The 20742-nt window shown below is 65.9% G+C and carries 17 protein-coding genes; 10 read left to right on the top strand and 7 right to left on the bottom strand.

Features of this window, described 5'->3' with window-relative positions:
• Positions 1–14 precede the first annotated feature (14 nt).
• Together U1E26_11565 and U1E26_11560 are read left to right on the top strand one after the other, a co-directional pair.
• Complete coding sequence (locus tag U1E26_11565) at positions 15–944, top strand: sensor domain-containing diguanylate cyclase (protein ID MDZ4170273.1); 930 nt, start codon at positions 15–17, stop codon at positions 942–944.
• 89 nt (positions 945–1033) lie between these two features.
• Positions 1034–1465 carry a hypothetical protein gene (locus tag U1E26_11560; GenBank protein ID MDZ4170272.1) on the top strand — a complete coding sequence of 144 codons (432 nt, stop codon included), beginning with the start codon at positions 1034–1036 and terminating at the stop codon, positions 1463–1465.
• 10 nt (positions 1466–1475) lie between these two features.
• Here U1E26_11560 and pheA read toward each other — a convergent pair whose 3' ends face one another.
• Positions 1476–2306 carry a prephenate dehydratase gene (gene pheA / locus U1E26_11555; protein MDZ4170271.1) on the bottom strand — a complete coding sequence of 277 codons (831 nt, stop codon included), beginning with the start codon at positions 2304–2306 and terminating at the stop codon, positions 1476–1478.
• 5 nt (positions 2307–2311) lie between these two features.
• Positions 2312–3904 (bottom strand): GGDEF domain-containing protein, encoded by a 1593-nt coding sequence (locus tag U1E26_11550; GenBank protein MDZ4170270.1) that lies wholly within the window; start codon positions 3902–3904, stop codon positions 2312–2314.
• Positions 3905–4032: 128 nt separating this feature from the next.
• On the opposite strand from U1E26_11550, the gene larB reads away from it, so the two are divergent.
• The 3 genes from larB (at position 4033) to U1E26_11535 (ending at position 7333) form a co-directional block, all read left to right on the top strand.
• Positions 4033–4848, top strand: coding sequence for a nickel pincer cofactor biosynthesis protein LarB (larB, locus tag U1E26_11545; GenBank protein MDZ4170269.1), 816 nt, complete (start codon positions 4033–4035; stop codon positions 4846–4848).
• Entirely contained in the window at positions 4845–6074 is a 1230-nt protein-coding gene (gene larC, locus U1E26_11540) for a nickel pincer cofactor biosynthesis protein LarC (protein ID MDZ4170268.1), read from the top strand. Before larB ends, larC begins: the two co-directional genes overlap by 4 nt.
• An 86-nt stretch (positions 6075–6160) precedes the next feature.
• Complete coding sequence (locus tag U1E26_11535; protein ID MDZ4170267.1) at positions 6161–7333, top strand: cytochrome c3 family protein; 1173 nt, start codon at positions 6161–6163, stop codon at positions 7331–7333.
• A 3-nt stretch (positions 7334–7336) separates the two neighbouring features.
• Here the strand turns inward: U1E26_11535 and U1E26_11530 are convergent, their stop codons facing one another.
• Genes U1E26_11530 through U1E26_11520 form a run of 3 tightly spaced genes read right to left on the bottom strand, consistent with a single transcriptional unit; the run spans position 7337 to position 10173 of the window.
• The gene (locus tag U1E26_11530) at positions 7337–8203 is read right to left on the bottom strand and encodes an adenine glycosylase (protein ID MDZ4170266.1); all 867 of its coding nucleotides are present in this window, start codon (positions 8201–8203) and stop codon (positions 7337–7339) included.
• Entirely contained in the window at positions 8181–9899 is a 1719-nt protein-coding gene (locus U1E26_11525; GenBank protein MDZ4170265.1) for an MDR family MFS transporter, read from the bottom strand. The genes U1E26_11530 and U1E26_11525 overlap by 23 nt, the downstream gene beginning before the upstream one ends.
• A 58-nt stretch (positions 9900–9957) precedes the next feature.
• Positions 9958–10173: a hypothetical protein gene (locus U1E26_11520; GenBank protein MDZ4170264.1), complete on the bottom strand. Its 216-nt coding sequence runs from the start codon at positions 10171–10173 to the stop codon at positions 9958–9960.
• Positions 10174–10325: 152 nt separating this feature from the next.
• On the opposite strand from U1E26_11520, the gene U1E26_11515 reads away from it, so the two are divergent.
• The 5 genes from U1E26_11515 (at position 10326) to U1E26_11495 (ending at position 17155) form a co-directional block, all read left to right on the top strand.
• Positions 10326–10529, top strand: a complete 204-nt coding sequence (locus U1E26_11515; protein MDZ4170263.1) for a hypothetical protein — start codon at positions 10326–10328, stop codon at positions 10527–10529.
• A 29-nt stretch (positions 10530–10558) separates the two neighbouring features.
• Positions 10559–13453 carry a hypothetical protein gene (locus tag U1E26_11510; GenBank protein MDZ4170262.1) on the top strand — a complete coding sequence of 965 codons (2895 nt, stop codon included), beginning with the start codon at positions 10559–10561 and terminating at the stop codon, positions 13451–13453.
• An 88-nt stretch (positions 13454–13541) separates the two neighbouring features.
• Complete coding sequence (locus U1E26_11505; protein MDZ4170261.1) at positions 13542–15557, top strand: ammonia-forming cytochrome c nitrite reductase subunit c552; 2016 nt, start codon at positions 13542–13544, stop codon at positions 15555–15557.
• 93 nt (positions 15558–15650) lie between these two features.
• Complete coding sequence (locus tag U1E26_11500; protein ID MDZ4170260.1) at positions 15651–16562, top strand: hypothetical protein; 912 nt, start codon at positions 15651–15653, stop codon at positions 16560–16562.
• A gap of 143 nt (positions 16563–16705) precedes the next feature.
• A complete protein-coding gene (locus U1E26_11495) occupies positions 16706–17155 on the top strand; it encodes a peptidylprolyl isomerase (protein ID MDZ4170259.1) in 450 nt (149 codons plus the stop codon).
• Between the two features lie 63 nt (positions 17156–17218).
• Here the strand turns inward: U1E26_11495 and U1E26_11490 are convergent, their stop codons facing one another.
• Positions 17219–18946: a SulP family inorganic anion transporter gene (locus U1E26_11490; GenBank protein ID MDZ4170258.1), complete on the bottom strand. Its 1728-nt coding sequence runs from the start codon at positions 18944–18946 to the stop codon at positions 17219–17221.
• Between the two features lie 185 nt (positions 18947–19131).
• Positions 19132–20742: sortase (locus U1E26_11485; protein ID MDZ4170257.1), on the bottom strand; the 1611-nt coding region annotated here is incomplete at its 5' end.

Raw genomic sequence — 20742 nt, 5'->3', positions numbered from 1 at the left:
GGTATGCTACGCACATGAGCGATACCGACCGACACAAGACCAGCCTCGACGCGGAGCTGACCCCTGAGCAGCGGGTCGAGATGTGGCACGCGCTGTTCGATGCGTCTCCCGATCCGGTGTTGGTGCACGGGCCCGACGGCGAGCTGTCTTACTACTCGTCCGGCGCCCTGAGCGCACTGGGGTACACCGACGAGGAGATGCGCGCCCTCAAACCGTTCGGCTGGGTGGATCCGGACTCGATCCGAGGCGCCGCAGGGCGCCTCGAGGCCATCCTTCACGACGGCGGGCTCGACTTCGACTCGGGCCTACTGCGCAAGGATGGAACGGTGCTGCCCACGCGGGTGAGAGCGCGCAGGGTCGAGACGCCCCTCGGGCCGGCCATCCTCTCCGTGATACACGACATGCGCGAACTTGAAGCGGCGCGGAGCCGACTGGTGCACCTCGCCTATCACGACTCGCTTACCGGTCTTCCCAACCGCCCGGCCTTCGAGGATCGTCTGCGAATCGCCATAGCCGGAGTTCATCGACACCACGACGTGCTCGCCCTTGCCTATCTGGACTTGGACAAGTTCAAGCCGATCAACGATGCTCACGGCCATGAGACCGGCGACCAGGTGCTCATAGAGGTCGGTCGGCGCATCCAGTCGCTCATTCGAGAACAGGATCTGGTCGCACGGCTCGGTGGTGACGAGTTCGTCGTCGTGCTCCCGCGCCTTCAATCACGCGAGGAGCTCGGTCCGCTCGCCGAGCGCCTGCACGATGCGATCTGCGCACCGATGACCGTGTGCGGAGCCGACTGTGTCGTAGATGCTTCGATCGGCTTCGCCATCTTCGATCCCGAGGAAGACGACGCGCGCTCCGTGGTGGTCAAGGCCGACTTGGCGATGTACGCCGCGAAATCGGATCCCGAACACCGCTGGCGCATCTGGAGTCCTGACCTGTGACGCGGGTGCCTGATCGCCAGCTATACTGAGGAACAAGGGGACCGAGGCGCTGCCCGGTTCGACGTTTCGCCGACTGAGAGGGGGCCCGGATGACGCCGGAGACACCAGACCCGATAGCCGAGCCCTACGACCCCGCAGATCCTGACGCCGAGGAGCAGCGGCCGAAGCGCAGCCTCTGGGGGCTGGTGCTCACGATCCTCGGAATCATCGCCATCATCCTTCTACTGCTCCTTCTCAGGGACTGCGGCGGCGCGGATTCAGGCGCGAGCGATGACGGCGACAAGGTCATCGTACGCGTCTCCGGTCTGGAGCCGGTGGACGGGGTCATCTCGATCTGGATCACGCAGGACGCGGACATCAACGAAGTGCTGGCGGCCGCCGAGGTCCGGTCGACGAACATCCTCGACATGGGAGACGGGCGCTACGTCGTGGAGACCGGACGCGGCAGCGAGGCGAAGGTCATCGCAGCCATCAAGCGTACGGCGGGCGTCAACGACGCAGGCCGAGTCTTCGAGCGCTGAGCCGGGCTTCTCAGACCTGGCTCGCTGCGCACGGGTAGCTGCCGAGCACCTTCACCTCGCGCAACTTGAGCCGTAGGCAGTCGAGCGCGGTACGGACGTGCGCATCCTCGACATGCCCGTGGAAGTCGACGAAGAACATGTAGTCGCCCAGCTGGCGCTTCGTCGGGCGCGACTGGATCTTCGTCAGACTGATCTCAGCGTAAGCGAACTCCGACAGGATCATCAGCAGCGCGCCGGCCTTGTCCGCCTTGAGAAAGAGCGCGAGCGAGGTCTTGTCGTCTCCCGTACGCTCCCTGAGGCCGCGCCCGATGACCACGAATCTCGTCTGGTTGCCGGCGTAGTCCTCGATCGCAGGCTCGCGCACTTCGCCGCCGTGAAGGTCGGCCGCCAACCGGGTTCCCACCGCGGCAACCGTCGGGTCGCCCACCGCCCTCTGCACGGCCTCCGCTGTCGAGTTGGCGGCCACGACCGTCCGGCCGGGAAGGTTGCGGGCAAGCCAGCGCCGGCACTGCCCCGTGGCCTGCGGGTGGGAGACCACCGTCGCAACAGCCGCAAGATCTACACCGGGCGCCGTGATCAGGGCGTGATGGATGTCGAGCACCAACTCTGACTGGATCTCCAACTGGGTATCGAACGCCAGGGAGTCGAGCGTCGCGTTCACGCTGCCCTCCACCGAGTTCTCTATGGGCACCACACCCGCGTCAGCCTGACCCCGTGCGACGGCCTCAAACACTTCCTCTAGGGAAACGCACGGCACCGGCTCCACGTCAGGCACGCCAAGCGAGAGCAGCGCCTCCTCGGTGAAGGTGCCCGCAGGACCAAGAAAGGCGTACTTGACCATCGAGATCACGCTCCTGAGGTTGCCTCGTCGTCGAGTGCGGCGGGCTCGGGTACGTCTCCGCTCGAATCCGAACCCGCAGATTCGCGCACCCGGGGCTGGGGAGTCCGCACCCGGTTCTTCCCGCCACTCTTCGCCCGATACAGCGCGTCGTCGGCCTCGCGCAGAATAGACTCCCTATCCTCCCCGTGAACGGGGAACGTCGCCAGGCCTATGGAGACCGTGAGGTGATGATCGCGGTTGCCGTCCGCGTCGGCGAATCGCGCCTGTGCGACCGACTCGCGAACCTTCTCCGCGACGACGTACGCTCCGGAGGCATCGGTCTCAGGCAGCACCACCGAGAACTCCTCGCCACCGTAACGGGCGACAAGGTCCACCTCACGAACGGCATCCTCGATCGCCCGAGCCAGATCGCCCAGCGCGACATCGCCGGCGATGTGCCCATGCGAGTCGTTGAAGCCCTTGAAATCGTCGACATCGAGCATCAGGAGCGAGAACTGCTTCGAGTAGCGCTGCGCCCGGCTGATCTCCTCGTCGAGCGTCATCTGGAGGTGGCGGTAGTTGGCGAGCCCGGTGAGTTCGTCGGTGCTCGCGAGCTTCTTCGTCAGGGTGTAGAGCCGCGAGTTCTCCGCCGCGACCACGAGTTCGCTGGCGACCGCGGACAGAACGAGGCGGTCCTCCTTCGACAGCCCGTCAAGCTCTTCAGCGCTCGCGCAGAAGAGGACCATCATCTGCGCGTGGTCGAACGCCGCCGTGCATGAGAAGTGATCCTCCAGAGCGCCGTAGCGCATCTGTCCCGACGAGTCGATCGGCGAAACACCCGCAAGGGAGCCGATGCTGGCTGAGAACAGCGTCTCTGATCGTTCCTTGTCGATGACGAACAAGCAGCACGTTCCGATACCGAGGACCTTGGCGATGACCTCGAGAACGAGCGGGCCCACGCGACTGAAGTCGAGGGATGAGTGAACGATCTCGGTGATCTGCGAGATCGCCTTGAGCTCGGAGACGCGCCGGTTGATCTGCTCGAGCGCCACCTCGCGCTGCCCGACCGCCATCACGGTTTCCTCTTCGCGCTGGCGTCTGCGCTCCACCGAGACCGCAACCATCCCCGTCAGCAGCGGAATAGCCGCAGCCCCAAGCGCGTGCACTACCAGAGGGCCGGGTTCCAGCGAAGTGATGTGCGCGAACGCGTGCCCGACGACGTAGGCCAGAGCAGCCCCGAATCCTGCGATCCATGCCTCGCGTCGCGACATCACGAGCGCATAGACGGCGGGCAACACGACCGCGGCGGGGTAGAAGCCGATCTCCACATCGTAGAGGAGGTAGGTGAACCCTGCGACGACGACCAGATCAGGACCCAGCACCCGCATCATCGCCGTGCGAAGACTCGGTCCATCGGTGCGGGAGTACCAAGAGAGCACGGCACTGTTGATGGCAAGCACGCACAGGAAACCGAAGTACGGCCAGAATTCGCGTCGGCCCCCCGGCACGGTCAAACCGACCAGAGGCAGCAACGCGAGTGCAACGACGAATGCCCACCGCGCACGAGCGTAGAGACGCTCGTCCGGTGTTACTCGCAGGTGTAGAGGGTGTTGTGGCACGGTGCTCCCCGCCGAAATGACACGCCGTGAGCTTGAGGACCACGGCGTCATGGTACAAGTATACCGAACGCTCAGACCCGCCCCGCACGCGGCAGCCTATGCGGCTGCCCTGTCGTCACGGAGCCCCGATGGAATCCGATCACCTGCTGAGACTCCTGAAATCCGTAGCCACCGGATCCACCCGTCCCGAGGACGCTGCAGCGCGCGTCGATGAGCTCTACTTCTCCGAGGTCGCCGGTGGCACCGGTGCGGTGGAGGCGCGCGTCGATCACCACCGTACCGATCGGTGCGGCTTCCCCGAAGTCATCTTCTGCGAGCGCAAGACGCCCGACCAGGTGGCATCGATAGCGTGCGCACTGCTCGAGCGCTCCGATGTGGTGCTGGGCACCCGGGCCTCCGCAGCACATGCAGAAGCCCTCTCCCACGCGTGCCCGGACATGCAGTGGCTCGAACAGCCCCGCATGGTCCTCGTCGATCGTCGCCGCGAACTCACGCCCATGGGCCACATCGTGGTTGCCAGCGCGGGAACCGCGGACACGCCCGTCGCGGAGGAGGCCGCGGTCACCGCCGAGGTCATGGGCAGCCGCGTCACGCGCCTCTACGACGTCGGGGTCGCGGGCGTGCACCGAGCGCTCGCGCACATCGACCTGCTCCGGGACGCCCGCGTCGTCATCGCCGTCGCGGGCATGGAGGGTGCGCTGCCATCGCTCATCGCCGGCCTGGTCGCCGTCCCGGTGGTGGCCGTCCCGACAAGCGTCGGCTACGGCGCGAACTTCGGTGGCGTCTCCGCGCTGCTCACCATGCTCAACTCGTGCGCGGGTGGCATCGGCGTCGTCAACATAGACAACGGATTCGGTGCCGCGGTGCTGGCGACGCGCATCAACCGACCCGGTTGGGCGGAACTCATGGCGGCGAATCCCGATACCGAAGAGGCGGCGCCGTGATAGCCCATCTCGACGCATCGACGGGCGTATCGGGCGACAAGTTCCTCGGCGCGCTGCTCGACATCGGTGCCCACACCGACGCATCATCGCCGGCCTTCACCGTGGACGATCTAGCAGCTGCGGTGGCAAGCATGGCGCCCGAGATAGCCATCAGCATCGGACGAGCAAGCCGCCGAGGCGTCGAGGGCGTGACTGTCTCGGTCGAGGCGTCCGGTGATGCCGCCCACCGCACGTGGAGCGACATCCGAGAGCTGCTCGCAGAGGCTGCCGTGCCCGAACGTGCCCGCCAGCGCGCACTGGCCGTCTTCGAGAGGCTCGCCCAGGCAGAAGGCCGAGTTCACGGCGTGGCACCCGACGATGTCCACTTCCACGAAGTCGGAGCCATCGATTCGATCGTCGACGTCGTGGGCGTGGCACTCGGCCTCGAGCGGCTCGCGATCGAGCGCCTGGTCGTGTCCCCGGTCGCCGTCGGCTCAGGAACCGTCCACACCGCGCACGGTATTCTGCCGATTCCCGCACCGGCCACCGCGCTCCTGCTGGAGGGTGTTCCGGTAGTGCCGGGCCCCTCGACCGGTGAGCTCACCACTCCTACCGGGGCCGCTCTCGTGGCCGTCCTTGCCGATGTCTTCGGCCCGCTGCCTCCCCTGGTACCGCGCGCTACCGGTCATGGCGCCGGCTCGCGTGAATTGGCCGAGGCGCCCAACATCGCACGCCTGATCATCGGTGATGCCATGCGGGCATCGTCGGGCCACGGCGTCGAGTCCGTCGTCCTGCTCGAGAGTAACCTCGACCACCTCAGTCCCGAAGCGGTCGCCCACGCTGCCGTGGAGCTTGCCCGGTCAGGGGCTCTCGACGTCTGGACTTCGGGCGCCACCATGAAGAAGCAGCGGCTGGGAGTTGTGCTGTCAGTGCTCTGCCGTGGGGACGATGCCGACCGCCTCGCCGAAGCGATCCACGCGCTGACCGGAACCCTGGGTGTGCGACGGCTCGAACTGACTCGCAGCACGGTTGAGCGCACGGTGATCGAAGTCGAGACCGCTCATGGCCCCATCCGAGTGAAGTCCGGCGCCGGTCGCCTTCGCCCGGAAGCCGATGACGTCACGCGCCTCGCCCGCGCCACCGGCCGCAGCTTCGACCAGATGGAGCGCGAGCTGTCCAACGCAGCCCACGACGCCCTGGACGTGCAAAGCGATGGCGAGCCTGCTGGCGGCGCCTCCGGCGCCTGATTCCGGCGTCGCAATCGAGAGTCACTTATGGTGCATACTGTGGTGCCAAACCCACAGATGCTCCGCGCGTCCGAAAGGCACGACAGATGCAGTTCAAGCCGATCGCTGCGTTCAGAGACCCCCGCAAGAGACCCCGCATCATCGTCTGGCTGACCGTGGCGGTCATGGGCTTCGTGGTCTTCTGGGCCGGCGGGATCATCGGGACTTCGTACGAGTGGTTCTGCACCACGCCGTGTCACAAGGTGCACGACGACAACACGCTCGCCTACCGGGCCTCGACGCACACGAACGTCTCCTGTATCGCGTGCCACGAGCCGGTCAACGCCGATCCTCTCACCATGACGCTGATGAAGATCAAGGTGCTTCCGGACCTTCCCGCGACCATCTTCAACAACTACGAGATCCCCGTGAACCCGGCAAGCCACGTAGCGATGGAGACCCCCGACGAGCAGTGCACGCAGTGTCACAACCTTGCGACGCGCAAGCCCACGCCCTCCGATGGCATCATCATCGACCACACCATGCACACCGAGAACGCGGTGACCTGCGCCACCTGTCACAACCGTGTGGCTCACCCCGAGGAGGATATCGACCTCGTCTTAGGCACCCGAAAGCACGACAACTGGATGACGATGGATGCGTGCTTCCGCTGCCACAGCCTCGAGAGCGACCCGAAGGCGCCGGGCGCCTGTGAGGCATGCCACCCGAAAGGCTTCCCGCTCGAACCCGCAAGCCACCGCCTGAAGGGTTGGTACACGCGGTACGGGTCGTCGACGCTCCACGCTGAGAGCGCCAAAGAGGAGTCCGCGTCCGTAGCGGCCGCTGCCCAGTACAACAGCGAGCATGAGCCGCTGGATCCGGCACATGCCAAGGGACCGGTGCTCACTCCCTCTTCTGAGATCAACTCGTGCTACACCTGTCACAAGACCTCATTTTGCGGCGACTGCCATCAGGTGCCCATGCCGCACCCGGAGGGCTTCACGAAGAACCATGGCCGCGAGGGCATCAGGAACTCGAAGGCGTGTGGCACGTGCCACGCTCGCAACGCCGCAGAGGCCGCAGGAACCAACTTCTGCAACTCCTGCCACCACCCGAGCAGCACGCCCGGCACCCCGTGGATGAAGAACCATCGCCAGACCGTGATCGCCGAGGGCGCGAACCCGTGCTTCGACTGCCACCAAGCCGAGTACTGCGAGCTGTGCCACGTCCGTGGGCCCGAAGCGGCCGCACGGTTCGTCGAGGAGCAGTACGCCGAGTAGCCGTCAGGCGACGCTCCAGCCGTCGCTGCGTCGGCACAAGAAGCCATCCGCCTCAAGGGCCGTGAGCAGTTCTCGCGTCTCGTCCACGCTCACGCCTGTCTCCTCGGCCAACTGCGCTTCATCGCCTCCGGGCTGCGCCAGGACCGCCTTCAGCAGCCGCGCGCGCTTCTGTCGCCGGGAGCCCTGAAACGGTGACTGTCGCGCGTGGTGCGCGCTGCGCCGCGACGGGTTCGGCAGCGTGCGTTTCAGGTGTGCACCGTGGTCGAGCAGCGCGTAGTTCCACGTGCGCGCGGTGATTCCGGCCGCTTCTGCCGCCTGCGCGGCCTGCGACACCAGCGCACTGATCTCGCGATCAGGCACCCCGTCGCGGTCCGCCAGCAGCTCGTGCAGCACGACGGCGCGCACGTTCGTCTCAAGGTACGTGGCGTGGCGGTCGTACGCGAAGGCGAGCACCCCGGCTGCTGTGGCGGGGCCGACGCCGGGCAGCGCGCGCAGCGCCTCCTCGTCAGCGGGAAGTTCGGCCGCCCCTGTCCAACCGCGTGCGACGCGGTCATCCACGACCTGATCGGCCAGCCGCTTGAGCGCAACCGCGCGGCGGTTGTAGCCGAGCCCCTGCCAGGCCCGCAGCACCGCCTCAAGCGGTGCGGCGGCCAGGGCCTCTAGTGAGGGGAACGCACCGAGCCACTCTTCGTAGAAGCGCACCACGCGCGCTGCCTGTGTCTGCTGGAGCATGACCTCACTCACCAGCACCTGGTAGGGATCGCTCGTGTGCCGCCAAGCGAAGTCGCGATAGTGTTCGCGCCCGCTGGCAACGACCAGTTCGACGAAGTCCGCCAGCCGGCGAGGATCAGCGCTCGACGTCGCTGTCATCTTCGACTTCCACGAGTACCGGCTCATGCTCCGCGGGTTGCACGCTCTCCGAGACGATCAGCTCGCCACCGATCTCCTCGCCCGACAGCGGCGCCTTCACCTTGGCGGCCAAGGGCACCTCGCGCAGGAACACCATGGCCACCACGGAGATGAGCATCATGCCGGCCCCGATGAGGAACGTCTGCGCGATCGCGTCAGACAAAGCCAGCTGCAGATCGACGAGGAAGACGGCCATGATGCGCTCCGTACCCGCCGGCATCTGCTGCGAGATCGTCTCGACGGCACCGGCGTTCAGCAGCTTCGCGGGCTCTGCCGCAAGCTTGGTGAGGGCGGGCGTCAGGGCACCGAACTTCACCGCATCCCGCGCAACCAGCGCCTCGAGGTTCGTCGCGAAGGCGGCGTTCATGACCCCACCGAGAAGCGCGACACCGACGGTGCCGCCGATCGAGCGGAAGAACTGGACTGCGGCGGTGACTTCGCCTATCCGGGTCTGGAACTGCGACTGCAGCGATATCGCGAAGAGCGGCATCGTCACGCCAACTCCAGCTCCGACGAGAATCATCGCAAGAACCAAGCTCGTTCGCGTGGTGTCCACCTCGAGGCCTGAGAGCAGGAGCATGCCGCCCGTCGCCACGGTCAGGCCCCCCACGCCGAGCCACTTGTAGTGACCCGTCCGGGAGATGATCTGTCCGCACACGATCGATCCGGCCACCATGGACAGCATCATGGGAATCAGCAGCTGCCCCGAAGATGCGGCGCTCGCACCCTGAACCACCTGCATGAACAGCGGCAAGAACATGATCGATCCGAACATGCCCACGCCCGAGAAGAACAGCGCCAGCATGCTCATGGAGAACGCCCGGTCCTTGAACAGCACCATGTCGAGGATCGGTTCGGATGCGCGGCGTTCGATCTGCACGAACACGATCAGAGCGAAGGCCGCCACGGCAAACAGCCCGAGGATGGCCGCAGAGACCCACTCGTAGTACCCGCCACCCCAGTTCAAGGCGAGCAGCAGCGGCACCAGGCCGACGACGAGCGCGATGGCTCCCCACCAGTCGATGGAATGCTGCTGCCCGTGCACGGGTCGCGGCATCGAGAACAACAGCACGCCTATGGCGAGCAGCCCGAGCGGGATGTTCACGAGGAAGATCCAGCGCCACGTGGCCACGTCGGTGATCCATCCGCCGACTGCCGGGCCCACGACCGAGGCCAGGCCGAAGATCGCTCCCGTGAAGCCCTGATACTTGCCGCGCTCGCGAGGCTCGAACAGGTCGCCCACGACGGCCATGCCGTTGGCCATCATCGCGCCGCCGCCCAGACCCTGGATTCCCCGTGCGATGATGAGCTGCATCATCGGCGTGATGCCCAGCGGCACAAGCACCTGGTTCACGGCATCAGTACCGGCAAGCCCGCACGCCACCGAGCCCGCCATGAACAGCGAGATGCCGCCGATGTAGAACCACTTGCGCCCGTAGAGGTCGGACAGTTTGCCCACGAGCGGCACGGCGATCGTTGATGTCAGCGAGTAGATCGTGAACAGCCAGGCCAGCATCTCCATGCCGCCCAGCTCGCGCACGATCTGAGGTATCGCGGGCCCGACGATCGTCTGATCGAGCGCACCGAGAAGCAGCGCCAGCAGCACGCCGCCGAACACCGCCATCTTCTGGCCGTGCGGGAGAGCTCTCAGTTGCATGGAGGTTTTTGACTCCTTCAAGACGTGTATCGCAACGCGGGCCGTGCAAGCGCACCGCTCAGATGTGCTTGATGTAGTACCTGCAGCGCCGATTCTCAGGGCAGTCGCTCGGGACATCCCCTCTCGTGGACGTCCAGCCGGTCCCCTCGATGAAGCACGAACACTGAACGCGTTTCTCGTGCTCTTTGAGCCGCGTGTCCCACGCGTCCTCTTCTACCGGCATCTCCCGCCACCACGTGCACTTGCCCTTGATCGGCGCGTAGGAATCCCCCATCGAGCCACCGCCTGTACTCGTTACGATCGACGTATGCTTCGGACCTTTCGGCCGCGTTGAGGGCGCACGGTTCTTACGCAAGGACGCCCGGTTAGTGTACATTGTGAGACAGAGATTCGCGCGGGGGCGCCGGCGTTGTCTAGGAGCAGCTCATGGGAAAACTGTACGACCACTGCCAGCAGATTCAGCGGCACATCGACAGCAACAATCTGGATGTCTTCAAGTCACGGGGAGAGCTTGCTCTGCGCTGTGGTTTCCTCGTGTCGCTTGTCGGCCCCGACGAGCCGGATGACCCGCAGAAGATAGAGGCCCTTCGACAGGCGGCCAGCGAGGTTTTCGGACTCGAGCTCCGCTAGGCGCAACACCCCCACCGAGGAGTCTCTCCGTGCCCCGCGAAGACGACTTGCACCGCCTCTCCGAAGCTTCGAGCTTCGCCTCCCTCACCGACCCGAAAGTACGGGCCGCAGCCGCGCGTGCAAAGAATCTGCGCGTGGGGCTCTATTCTGTGGGGGCGGTCGCGTTCCTCGCCATGACCATGGCCTGGAATCCTCCCTCCGACACCGCGCATTCCTTCACCACGGCGAGCGACTACAAGGCGTCTCGCGACAGCGGCTGCACCAACTCCGGCGAAGGGTGTCACGGCGACGAGACCGAGTACACCGACTTCAACGCGTACCACCCCGACACCGAGTGCGGAACCTGTCACGAGCACGAGGGCGTGGGCTGCATCCCCTGCCACAGCTCCAAGGGGCATGAGTGCCAGTCATGCCACGATGGCACGGATGAGAAGGCGGGCGACCAGGAGCGGATCACCGATCCCTACCCGCGCGGTCACTACCGCGAGACCACGCACACGGCGATCGGTACTGACTTCTCCGTGGTGATGAGGGCTACGAAGCGCGGCAAGGCCGGTGCCGAATGCCGAGCATGCCACGATCGAGACCTCTATAAGTCTCATCAGAAGGTACCGGAGACGAAGGGGAGCCCGTACGGCGACAGCATCGGATGCGGTGAGTGCCACAACGACGCGCGCTCCGGCGGTCTCGAGCAGGTACTGGCCGACTGGGAGGATCGCTCCTGTGAGGTGTGCCACGCGAAGGAATCCTCTTCGCCGATGCACTCAGCATCGCTGGCGCCCAGCGTGGAGGCGACGGATGCCGCCGGCTGCGGGTCGACCGGCCCCGGGTGCCACCAGTCGGTCGATCTCCACGCACTTCATCCGGACCGCCCCAAGGACTGCTCCGGCGCGGGTGACGACGACGAACCCATCTGTCACAACCTCAAGGCCCAAGCGCACGTACCTGAGGAGTACCGGTGCGGCGATGGTGACGACGGGTGTCACATCACCTACGAGTCCGACGAGTACTCCCACGACGAGGATGCCCGCTTGCACCGCGCAGGACTGGCGCTGGCGCTCGCTCAGCTTGTCGACCCTCTCACCTCGGTCAGCACGTCGTGCGGCAGCTGCCATCTGATCGAGCTGACCGATGAGCACTCCAGGCCCAGCTCGGCGCTCGGCGGCGACGTCTGCCGCGCCTGCCACGGATACAACCGGGTCACAGCGGCGGCCGTCGCTGCGGATTGGCCACGACGTGCGACGGCTGGCGCGTGCCTCGACTGCCACGGTCGACCGGGCATTCCTGCTCCGCATGGAGCGCTCGACTCCTCGCATGAGGGCCAGCCACTCGACGATGACGGCACGCCGGCCGACAGCTGCTCCGGCGACGTCTGCCATGAGGCCACTGATGTGCGCGAGCTACACGCCGAGATCGGCTGCACGATCACCGGCTGTCACGGCATCGGTGGTTCGATCAACGGCTCCGGACTCCTGAGTTGCGGCGGCAATGACTCAGATCTCGGATGCCACGTAGGGTACTCGTCGTTTGCGAACCACAAGAGTGTTTCCGGCATGCATGACGCCGTGGAGATGAACGCGTCCGGCCAGCCCGACCCGGGCTCCTGCGTGCGATCCGGCTGTCACGTCTCCAACGACCTCGCCGAACTCCACACCGGGGGGTGCGAGATCGACGGCTGTCACGTCGCCGGTACCAGACCCTCCAACCTTTCGTGCGGGGGCCCGGACGCTGAGCCCTGTCACACCGGATACACATCCACGCAGCACTTCGCCGACCACAACGCGAACCGCAGCGGCACGGTCAACGGCATCACCTACACCGCCGGCGAGAACACCGGATGCTTCGGCTGCCACTCCGCCGACCTCGTGACTGCGCACACCGGCACAAGCGGCGCACCGATCGCCGGCGGCGGCGCCACCAGCTGCCGGGTCTGCCACACCGACAGCCGCGACCCCGGCAACGGGCGCTACGCGGGACTCGACGCGGTGAAGAGCGCCATCGCCCGCCGCGACACGCGCTGTATCTCCTGCCACGACAGCGGTTCGGCCACGCCCGGCAACGGCCACGCGGCTTCACCCCACAAGCGCTTCACGACGCAAGACCCGCGCCCCGCCGGCTTCGTCTGGTCCAATCCATTCGCCGCATGGAGAGGTGCTCTGAACGCACCGGTCGGCGGCGGGCACAACGTCGTTGCTGCCGCGACGGTGGGCGCGAACGCCGACAAGAACTTCCCCATGGTGGAGTACTCCACGCGCGGCACTGTCTACCGCTGGGCGCTCCCCCCCAACACCGGTGACACCGCGTGGCTCAAACCCATCAACGGTCAGGAGCTACGAACCGAGGATGAGATTCGCCACGCGAAGATCGCGTGTGACGACTGCCATGTGTTCGACGTCGAGCCCACGGGACCGCACGGGTCCGCCGTCAAGGTCCGGATAGACCCGGCGTACAGCCAGACCCAGTACGCCAATCCGACACGGGGCCTTGAATCGCAGTTCGCCGCCACGGGAACCGACCGCGTCATCTGCATGAAGTGCCACCGCCTCTCGTTCGGCTCAGTCGAGGGCAGTGACGATCCCGGGGGGAATCCCGTCCATGCGCAGCACGCCAAACACATCGGTGCGCCGGTCTGGCACCCGCTGCGGTACGGCGAGAAGTGCGTCGACTGTCATATCCGCATACCGCACGCGTCATTAAGTCCGAGGCTTCTTGTGCGCACGGTCAGCAGTCCGGACAGACCTGCCGATACCTATCCATACATCGCGAAAAACCACGACGGACTGGCGGGAGTGCTCTTGCGCACGTACGACCGTCCTACCGACCTCACGAAGGCGAGCTGCGTGACCGGAGGCTGCCACGGCTACCACTCCGATACCAACCACCCAGAGCCGTCGGACGTGCCGACGGCGACGTACTGGCCCTAGAAGCTCTGCCAGGCACGGTATCCGCGTCTGGCTGCACGAGGAAGTGACCGCGGGATTACAAGGGGCACGAGAGAACGAAGGAGCCAAGATGAGACGGAGCAGATGGGTCACGGGACTCGTGCTGGGGCTGGCGGTCATCGCCGTCGCCGCACCCGCCCAGGCGCTCGGGGCGACGGCGAACGGCATCGGGTACGCCGGGAGCTCGAAGTGCCTCGAGTGTCACGGCAGAACCACGGGGCGATGGCAGGTGGGGTCGTACGTCAACACCCTGCACAGCATCAACGTCCGGACTGTCGCCGAGATCGGCGGCGTGGACAGCATCTTCCCCGCCCCGAACACATCGGCGTGGCCTTCGCCGCTCTTCGCTGGCGGCACGTTCCGGTTCGCTCCCGCCGACGTCGCATACCAGCTAGGTGGACATGACTCGCATACCACGCGCTTCATCTCGAAGTACGGTAACGACAAGGCCAACACGCTCTCTACCGGCTACACCCAGCCCACCACGGCAGGGCCGAAGGACGATCTCGTCCTGTTCAACGGGCGCTACCTGTCGCACGAGGGCTACTGGAACCCCGGTGCCATTGGCCCGCGACTGGTCTTGCAGAACTGCGGCCCGTGCCACTTCACCGGCGTGAACCGCCCTGCGGCTCAAAGCTACACGCTGCCCAACGGCAGCAAGATGGCGCCGGACACCCCCACGAGCTTCAGCGAGTACAGCATCCGCTGCGAGTCGTGCCACGCCGCGAACGGCGGCGACAAGCACTGGAACACCGGCGTGCCGGTTTCGCGGACCCCGACAGCTCTCAGCAGCCAGACCTGCGGCCAGTGCCACGTGAAGTTCACGTCGAAGCAGCGCAACGCCACGAACGGATCGTGGTCGAGCCCCAACGGGTTCACCCCCGATCAGAAGCTGTCCGATTTCGGGACGGTCCTCGGCTCGCAGTGGGTCAAGAAGTCGCTAGGGGACCCCGAGCCTTCGATACCCGCCACTGACCCGACCTTCTTCCCCACCGGGCATCTCAAAGCCGGCGGCCACGGCGACGGGCTGTACAACGAGTGGCAGCTCTCCGCGCACTCGCACTCGCTGCGGACGCAGAACGGTCAGCTCTACATACCCTTCCTGCAAGACGAGTGTCTGCCGTGCCACTCAGGCGAAGGGTTCCTTCAGAGCATCGGATACGGCGCCGACGGACCGAACGACATCGGGCTGCACCGCTCCAGCATCGCAAGCGACACGCTCAACATCGAGTGTGGCGTATGCCACGCAGTTCACCCGAAGTCCGGCACGAGCACGAAACTGCGTCTCGAGGCGGACGAGCTGTGCATGAAGTGTCACGTTCAGGGCACCGCGGAGATCCGAAGCGGTAAGGGCCTGCTCGGCGTCAGCGATACCGGCAAGTGGATGCCGGGGGCCGAATGCTACGAATGCCACATGCCTCGCACCGCAGGTAACCGAAGCCACCGCCTCAAGATCATGATGCCCGGCGACGCCGCGAAGTGGGAAGATCAGTTCGATGAGCCCGGGGATGTGGACTCCTGTTCGCCGTGCCATCACGGCCAGACGCTCGAGGAGCTGCAGGAAGAGATCGATACATGGCAGGAGGCTACCGAGGCGCGTGTCGCCCGGGCTGAATCGGCCATCGCCGCTGCGAAGAAGCGCCGGGCCGCCTCGACGACCGCTGGCAAGACGCTCCTGTCCGCCGCGAACAAGAATGTATCTCTGGTCAAGGGCGACGGCAGCAACGGCGTCCACAACTACCCGTATGCGACCGCAGGACTTGCCAAGGCGAGCGTGTACGCCAAGGGCGTGGGCGCACGCTTCACCGCGTTCGGATCGACGGGCTACGCGGGCGGCGGGAGAACCTCGCTTGTCTTCGGTACACTCAAGTTCGGAGACGGCTCGGGCGCCAAGGGCGAGACCATCGCCATCGAGGCGGCACCCGCAGGGACGAGCAGGTGGGCGGTTGTCGGCTCCACGACCGCCGGAGACGGTGGTTCGTTCGCATACGCCGTCAAGCCGGTGCGCTCGACAAGCTACCGCGCACGCTGGGCGCCGCGCCCGCTTGCCATCGTACGCAGCAACGTGACGACCGTTCGCCGATAGAATGCAGGAAGTGAAGATGCAGCAGCGATATGCCGATGGGGTAGAGTGGCAGCATGATGATGCGCCGACCTTGGTCGGGCGAAGGGGGATTCGATGAAGAACTGGTCAATCAGAACGAGGATTCTGCTCGGCGTCGCCGCGGTCAACCTCATCGGGATGATGGTAGTGATGGTCTACCTGCACGAGTCGTACTCGGGAGGCCTCGACGTCACCGAGCAGAAGTCAGCGACGCTGGGCGTGTCCGCCTGGAACGTAGTCAGCGAGATAGGGGCCGACGAGTTCGGGCCCCTCACTACGCGTGAGGGCGCGCAGAAGCACGTAGAGTCACTGAAGCTGATCACGGGCGCCGAGTACGGCCTAATGCTCGACAAGACCCTACTCAACCAAGAGGAGTACGCGAAGGCCGCCGAAGAGGCCGGCCTCGCAAACGACTGGGACGAGCGCGAGACGTACGTCTTGATCGCGACCACCGATGGGGCGATCTCCGAAGAGATGCAGCTCCAGGCCTCCCCGGATACGATTCCCGAGATCGGCAAGATCGTCGGCGTCGAGAACGGTGCCTGTTCACTGATGTGTCACGGCGAGGTCGGCGGTGAGGGCGACTTCTGGGGCGTGCGGTGGAGCAAGGACGACAAGAGCCGTGGACACGTCGTGTTCCCGGTGGATGACGATTCGGGTAAGCCGGTGGGCGTCGTCTACGCAATAGAGGACATCAGCCCCCAAGCTGACTCCGCCCGCGTGACGATGGTGAACACCGGAGCCGTTATCATCGGCGGACTGCTCGCCGGCACGATCGTGATCGCGCTCATGCTGAATGCTCTCGTGTTCAGGCGCCTCGAGCGCATGATGACGAGCATCCAGGACATCTCGGTACGCGTCGCCGGAGGCGACTTCGGCGCCCACTTCACGCCCGATGGGACGACCGACGAGATCGGCCGCTTCGAGGAGTTCTTCGCTCGGTTCATGGATCTGATGGCCGGAACCCTGAAGTCCCTGATGAAGTAGCACCTTGCGAAGATAGCACCGTCTGAGGGAGCCCCGATCGGGGCTCCCTCATCTGTGTCTAGGCCGAGCACGGGACGCCCTGAACGGGTAGAGTGACCAGCGAGCCCGAAACCGGGCATCCCCGCCCGAAGGAGGCTTCAACCATGGCACCCAAACCCGGCGACACGGTACGCGTTCACTACCGCGGCACTCTGGCGGACGGCTCGGAGTTCGATTCGAGCGCCGGACGCGAGCCCCTCGAGTTCGAAGTGGGCGCAGGTCAGGTGATACCGGGCTTCGACGAGGCGGTTGCTGACCTCGAAATCGGCGGCAGCGCCACCGTCAACATCGAGCCCGACAACGCATACGGCGAGCGCGCGGAGGAGGCTGTTCAGGAGTTCCCGCGTGAGGCCTTCGGCGACCAGGTGCCTGAGGTGGGCTGGACCGTTGAACTGCAGGCCCCGGACGGATCGCATATGGCGGCCATCATCAAGGACGTGGGCGACGAGATGGTCACGCTCGACTTCAACCACCCGCTTGCCGGCGAGCAGCTGACGTTCGAGATCGAGCTTGTCGAGATCGTCGCCGGACCCTCGGGGATCATCCTCCCGTAGCGGATCGCAGCGCGCCGCCAAAAGGCCGTCGTGCGCCGGATCGCCCGGACACGGCGGCCTTTCTCACGCACCGGACTCGTCGTCCTCCCAATCGGAGTAGTCGACATTTTGTGTGCGCAGATAGTCTGTGACGCCCGAGCCAACCGTCGGGAAGAACCGATCGCGCCCGATACGCTCGACCAGCCCGAAACGGTCCAGCTTGTCGCGCACCGGACCTTTCATCTCGGCAAACGTCCACTCCACCCCGGCGTCCCCGAGCTCGTCGGCCATCTCGCACAGTACCTCTGCTGCGGTCGAGTCGATCTCGGTGATCGGCTCAGCGGCGATCATGACACGACGCACATCGTAGGGTGCGTCCTCGATGGCGCCGCGCACCCGCTCGCGAAACAGGTTCGCGTTGGCAAAGAACAGCGGGGCGTCGAAGCGCACGATCACGAGCCCCGGGACCAGATTGGCCTCCGGGTGCCGCTGCGTGTCGTGGTAGCCCTTCAACTGATCGACGCGGCCCAGCACGGCAGTTCTCGGCTGCCAGCCGCGGCGCACGAAGTCCAGGATCGAAAGCGCAATCGCCAAGCCGATGCCCTCGAGCACGCCCAGAAGCACCACGCCAAGAAGTGCCGCGATCGCCAGCCAGAACTCCGAGCGATCTGCGCGCAGCAACACGCGTAGCTGTTTGGGCCCGAACAACTTGCCGACAGCCGCGATCACCACTGCGGCGAGCGCAGGCTGGGGCAACTCCGCGAAGAGCCCGGTTCCGACGACCAGCACGAGTGCGATGCCTGCAGCTGCTACGAGTCCCGCGACCTGCGTGCGAGCACCTGAGGCCTCTGCCGCGGGCGTGCGCGAGGAGCTGGACGAGACGGGGAAGCCCGAGAACAAGCCGGTCGCCAGGTTCACCACGCCGAGTGCGAGAATCTCGCGGCCGGGATCGATATCCTCGCGGCGCCGAACGGCGAGCGAACGTGACAGCACGCTCGTGTCGGCGATGGACACGAGCGTGATGCCCAGCGCGGCCATCCACATAGTCCGGTCGAGGGGTACCGTCGCAGGCCACGTGAACGCGGGAAGTCCCTGAGGAATGGCGCCGACGACAGCGACCCCGTGCGCGGGCAGGTCGAGGGCCACCGACGCGGCAATCGACGCCACCACGCCCACGAGCATGCCCGGGAAGCGCGGTCCAAGTCGGTCGAACCCGGCAATCACGGCGAGGGCGCCCAACCCTGTTGCGAGCGCCCAAACGTTGGTCTGCGCAAACCCCGCGACGATGGCTCCCGCCCGCTCCCAGATCGCGTCACCATCGACGGAGAAGCCCAACAGCCGTGGAAGCTGGCTCACGATGACGACGATAGCGATGCCGTTCAGGTAGCCGTAACGAATCGGGCGCGAGATCAGGTCCGTGAGCCGGCCCAGCCGAAGCGCACCGGCGGCCAAGCTCATCGCCCCCACCATCACCGCCAGCAGCCCTGCCGTCGCTACCGCCGTCGCCGTGTCTCCGGCCGCAAGCGGGAGCACGGCCACTGCCACAAGCGGCGCGATCGACGAGTCAGGGCCGTAGACAAGCACGGGCGAGGGGCCGGTGAGCCAGTAGGCGATCAACGGCACGAGCGACGCGTAGAGGCCGTAGATCGGCGGCAACCCTGCAACCTGCGCGTAGGCCAGCCCCACCGGCACCATCAGGGCAACGAGCACGAACCCGGCCGAGACGTCACCCGGCAGATACTCGCGACGGTAGGTCAGAAGCGTCTCGATGCCCGGCAGCCAGCGGCGCCCGCGCCCCAGAGTGGCTGGCAACGCCGAGAGGGGTCGATCGTGGGGAGCGTGCTCAGACCCGCTCGGACCATGCGCCGGACGATGCGCTTCGGGCGCCGAGCCTTGCCGGCTTCTGGACGTGGACTTCATAGGTGGGTGTATTCCCGAAGGGCCCCCCGCAGAGGACCCTTCGTTAGATCACGTGTTTGGTCAGCCGTCTCCCGGCTCTACTTCTTCACGGGATAACACACCACGACGGTACGATTGTCCCCCTGCCACTTGGGCACGCAGGTGTACAGGATGAGCTTTGCCTTTGAGCCCACGCGGAATCTGAGCTTGTTGCCAGCGGCCTTCTGCGTGGATACGGATGCCACTCGGTAGGTGTACGTACGTCCGCCCACCTTCACTCGAACCTTGTCGCCCACTCGAAGCTGGGGCAGACGGCGGAACTGGCTCGAAATTCGGTGACCGGCGATCACGGAGGCACCTGCCGTGCCGAGCTTGGCCGACGTCGGCTGGCGCCAAACTCCGTTCGCCAGCGCGCTCATGGAGCTGCCCTCGACGAGCCGGACGTTCAAGCCGATAGCGGGAATACTGACGCTGCTGGAGATCCTGCGGCTCGCAACGGCGCGCGCCTTGAGCGAGCTGTCACTCGCCTCAGCGGGCCGTATCGCGGACGAGATCGCCTCACCAGGGGACGGCAGAGGCAGGCCGTACGAGGCGCCCACTTCCATTCCCCCGATGATCATCACCGCACTGAACAGCAGCGCGGAGGTGATGTGTCGGTTGCGAGCGTGCCCCATCGGATTGCGCGAACGGCCGCTCCAAGCGAACCCGAGAGAGAGCATCGCGAGGAGGCCGATCAGACCGAGGGTGATGTCCTCCGAACCGCTCGTGCGCACAGCGTACGTCGGCGTATCGCGAACAACCACCGCGGCCGTCGCAGCCTCGACCGGAGTCTGGTCGGAGCGCACCCATGCCCGGTTGCGAACCGTCGTGCCATTCGAGACGCTGCTGTTGACCGACGACCTGAGGGTCAGTTCGACACTCTCGCCTGCGGCCAATGTCCCGATGTTCCACCTCAGCGAAGGTGCCCTGCTGTCATCGCTGCCAGGGCCCGTGATGCTGCCCCTTACATACGTTGTCCCCGAGGGAACCGTGTCGGTAGCCACCACATTGGTCACGGGCAACAGGCCGCTGTTCGTGACCATGATGGTCCACTCCAGGACGCTGCCCGTGCGGACCGTGGTGCCCGAGGTGTTGCGGACGCTCTTGGTGATGTCGAGTGAGACGACATCGTGACTCACCAGTGGGGTCGTTCCCGCGAGAATCCCGCTCTCGGTCCAAGACGCCCGGTTCTCGATACCTGCACCGGATACGGCCAGAGTCCCAACGGTCACTCTGAATACGAGCGCACCGCTCGCGCCCGGTGGTACGGCCCCTAGCGCGACGTTGATCGCTCGCGTAGCGGCGTTGTAGTTGCCCGAGTCCGGAATCGGTGTTCCGTTGAGAACGAGCGTTCCGGGCTGGAGGGTCACCTCAGGGCCGAGGGTGTCGACCAAGGCAGCCGCCGGCACGGTCGTCGCAGTGCTGTTCGCATAGGTGATGCGGTACTCGATCGTCTGGCCCGGCGAGACAGGGTCCCCACCAGGAGGGTCGGCCGTCTTGGCGACCGCGAGTACCGGCTGTGCCGGGAGCGCCGCAACGTCGTTGTTCGTGATGATCACGGTCTTGTTGTCGCCCGGAGCCAGCGTGATGTTGCCGTTCGCGTCACCATCGCCGCTGAACGTCGCGGTGTACGCGGCCGAGGCGTCCTCGCTCACCGCGTAGGTACCGGC

The organism is Coriobacteriia bacterium (assembly GCA_034370385.1).
In the GTDB taxonomy this organism is placed as follows: domain Bacteria; phylum Actinomycetota; class Coriobacteriia; order Anaerosomatales; family PHET01; genus JAXMKZ01.
The sequence above is the reverse complement of the archived record's forward strand: the minus strand, read 5'-3'. Positions and strand labels throughout refer to the sequence as shown.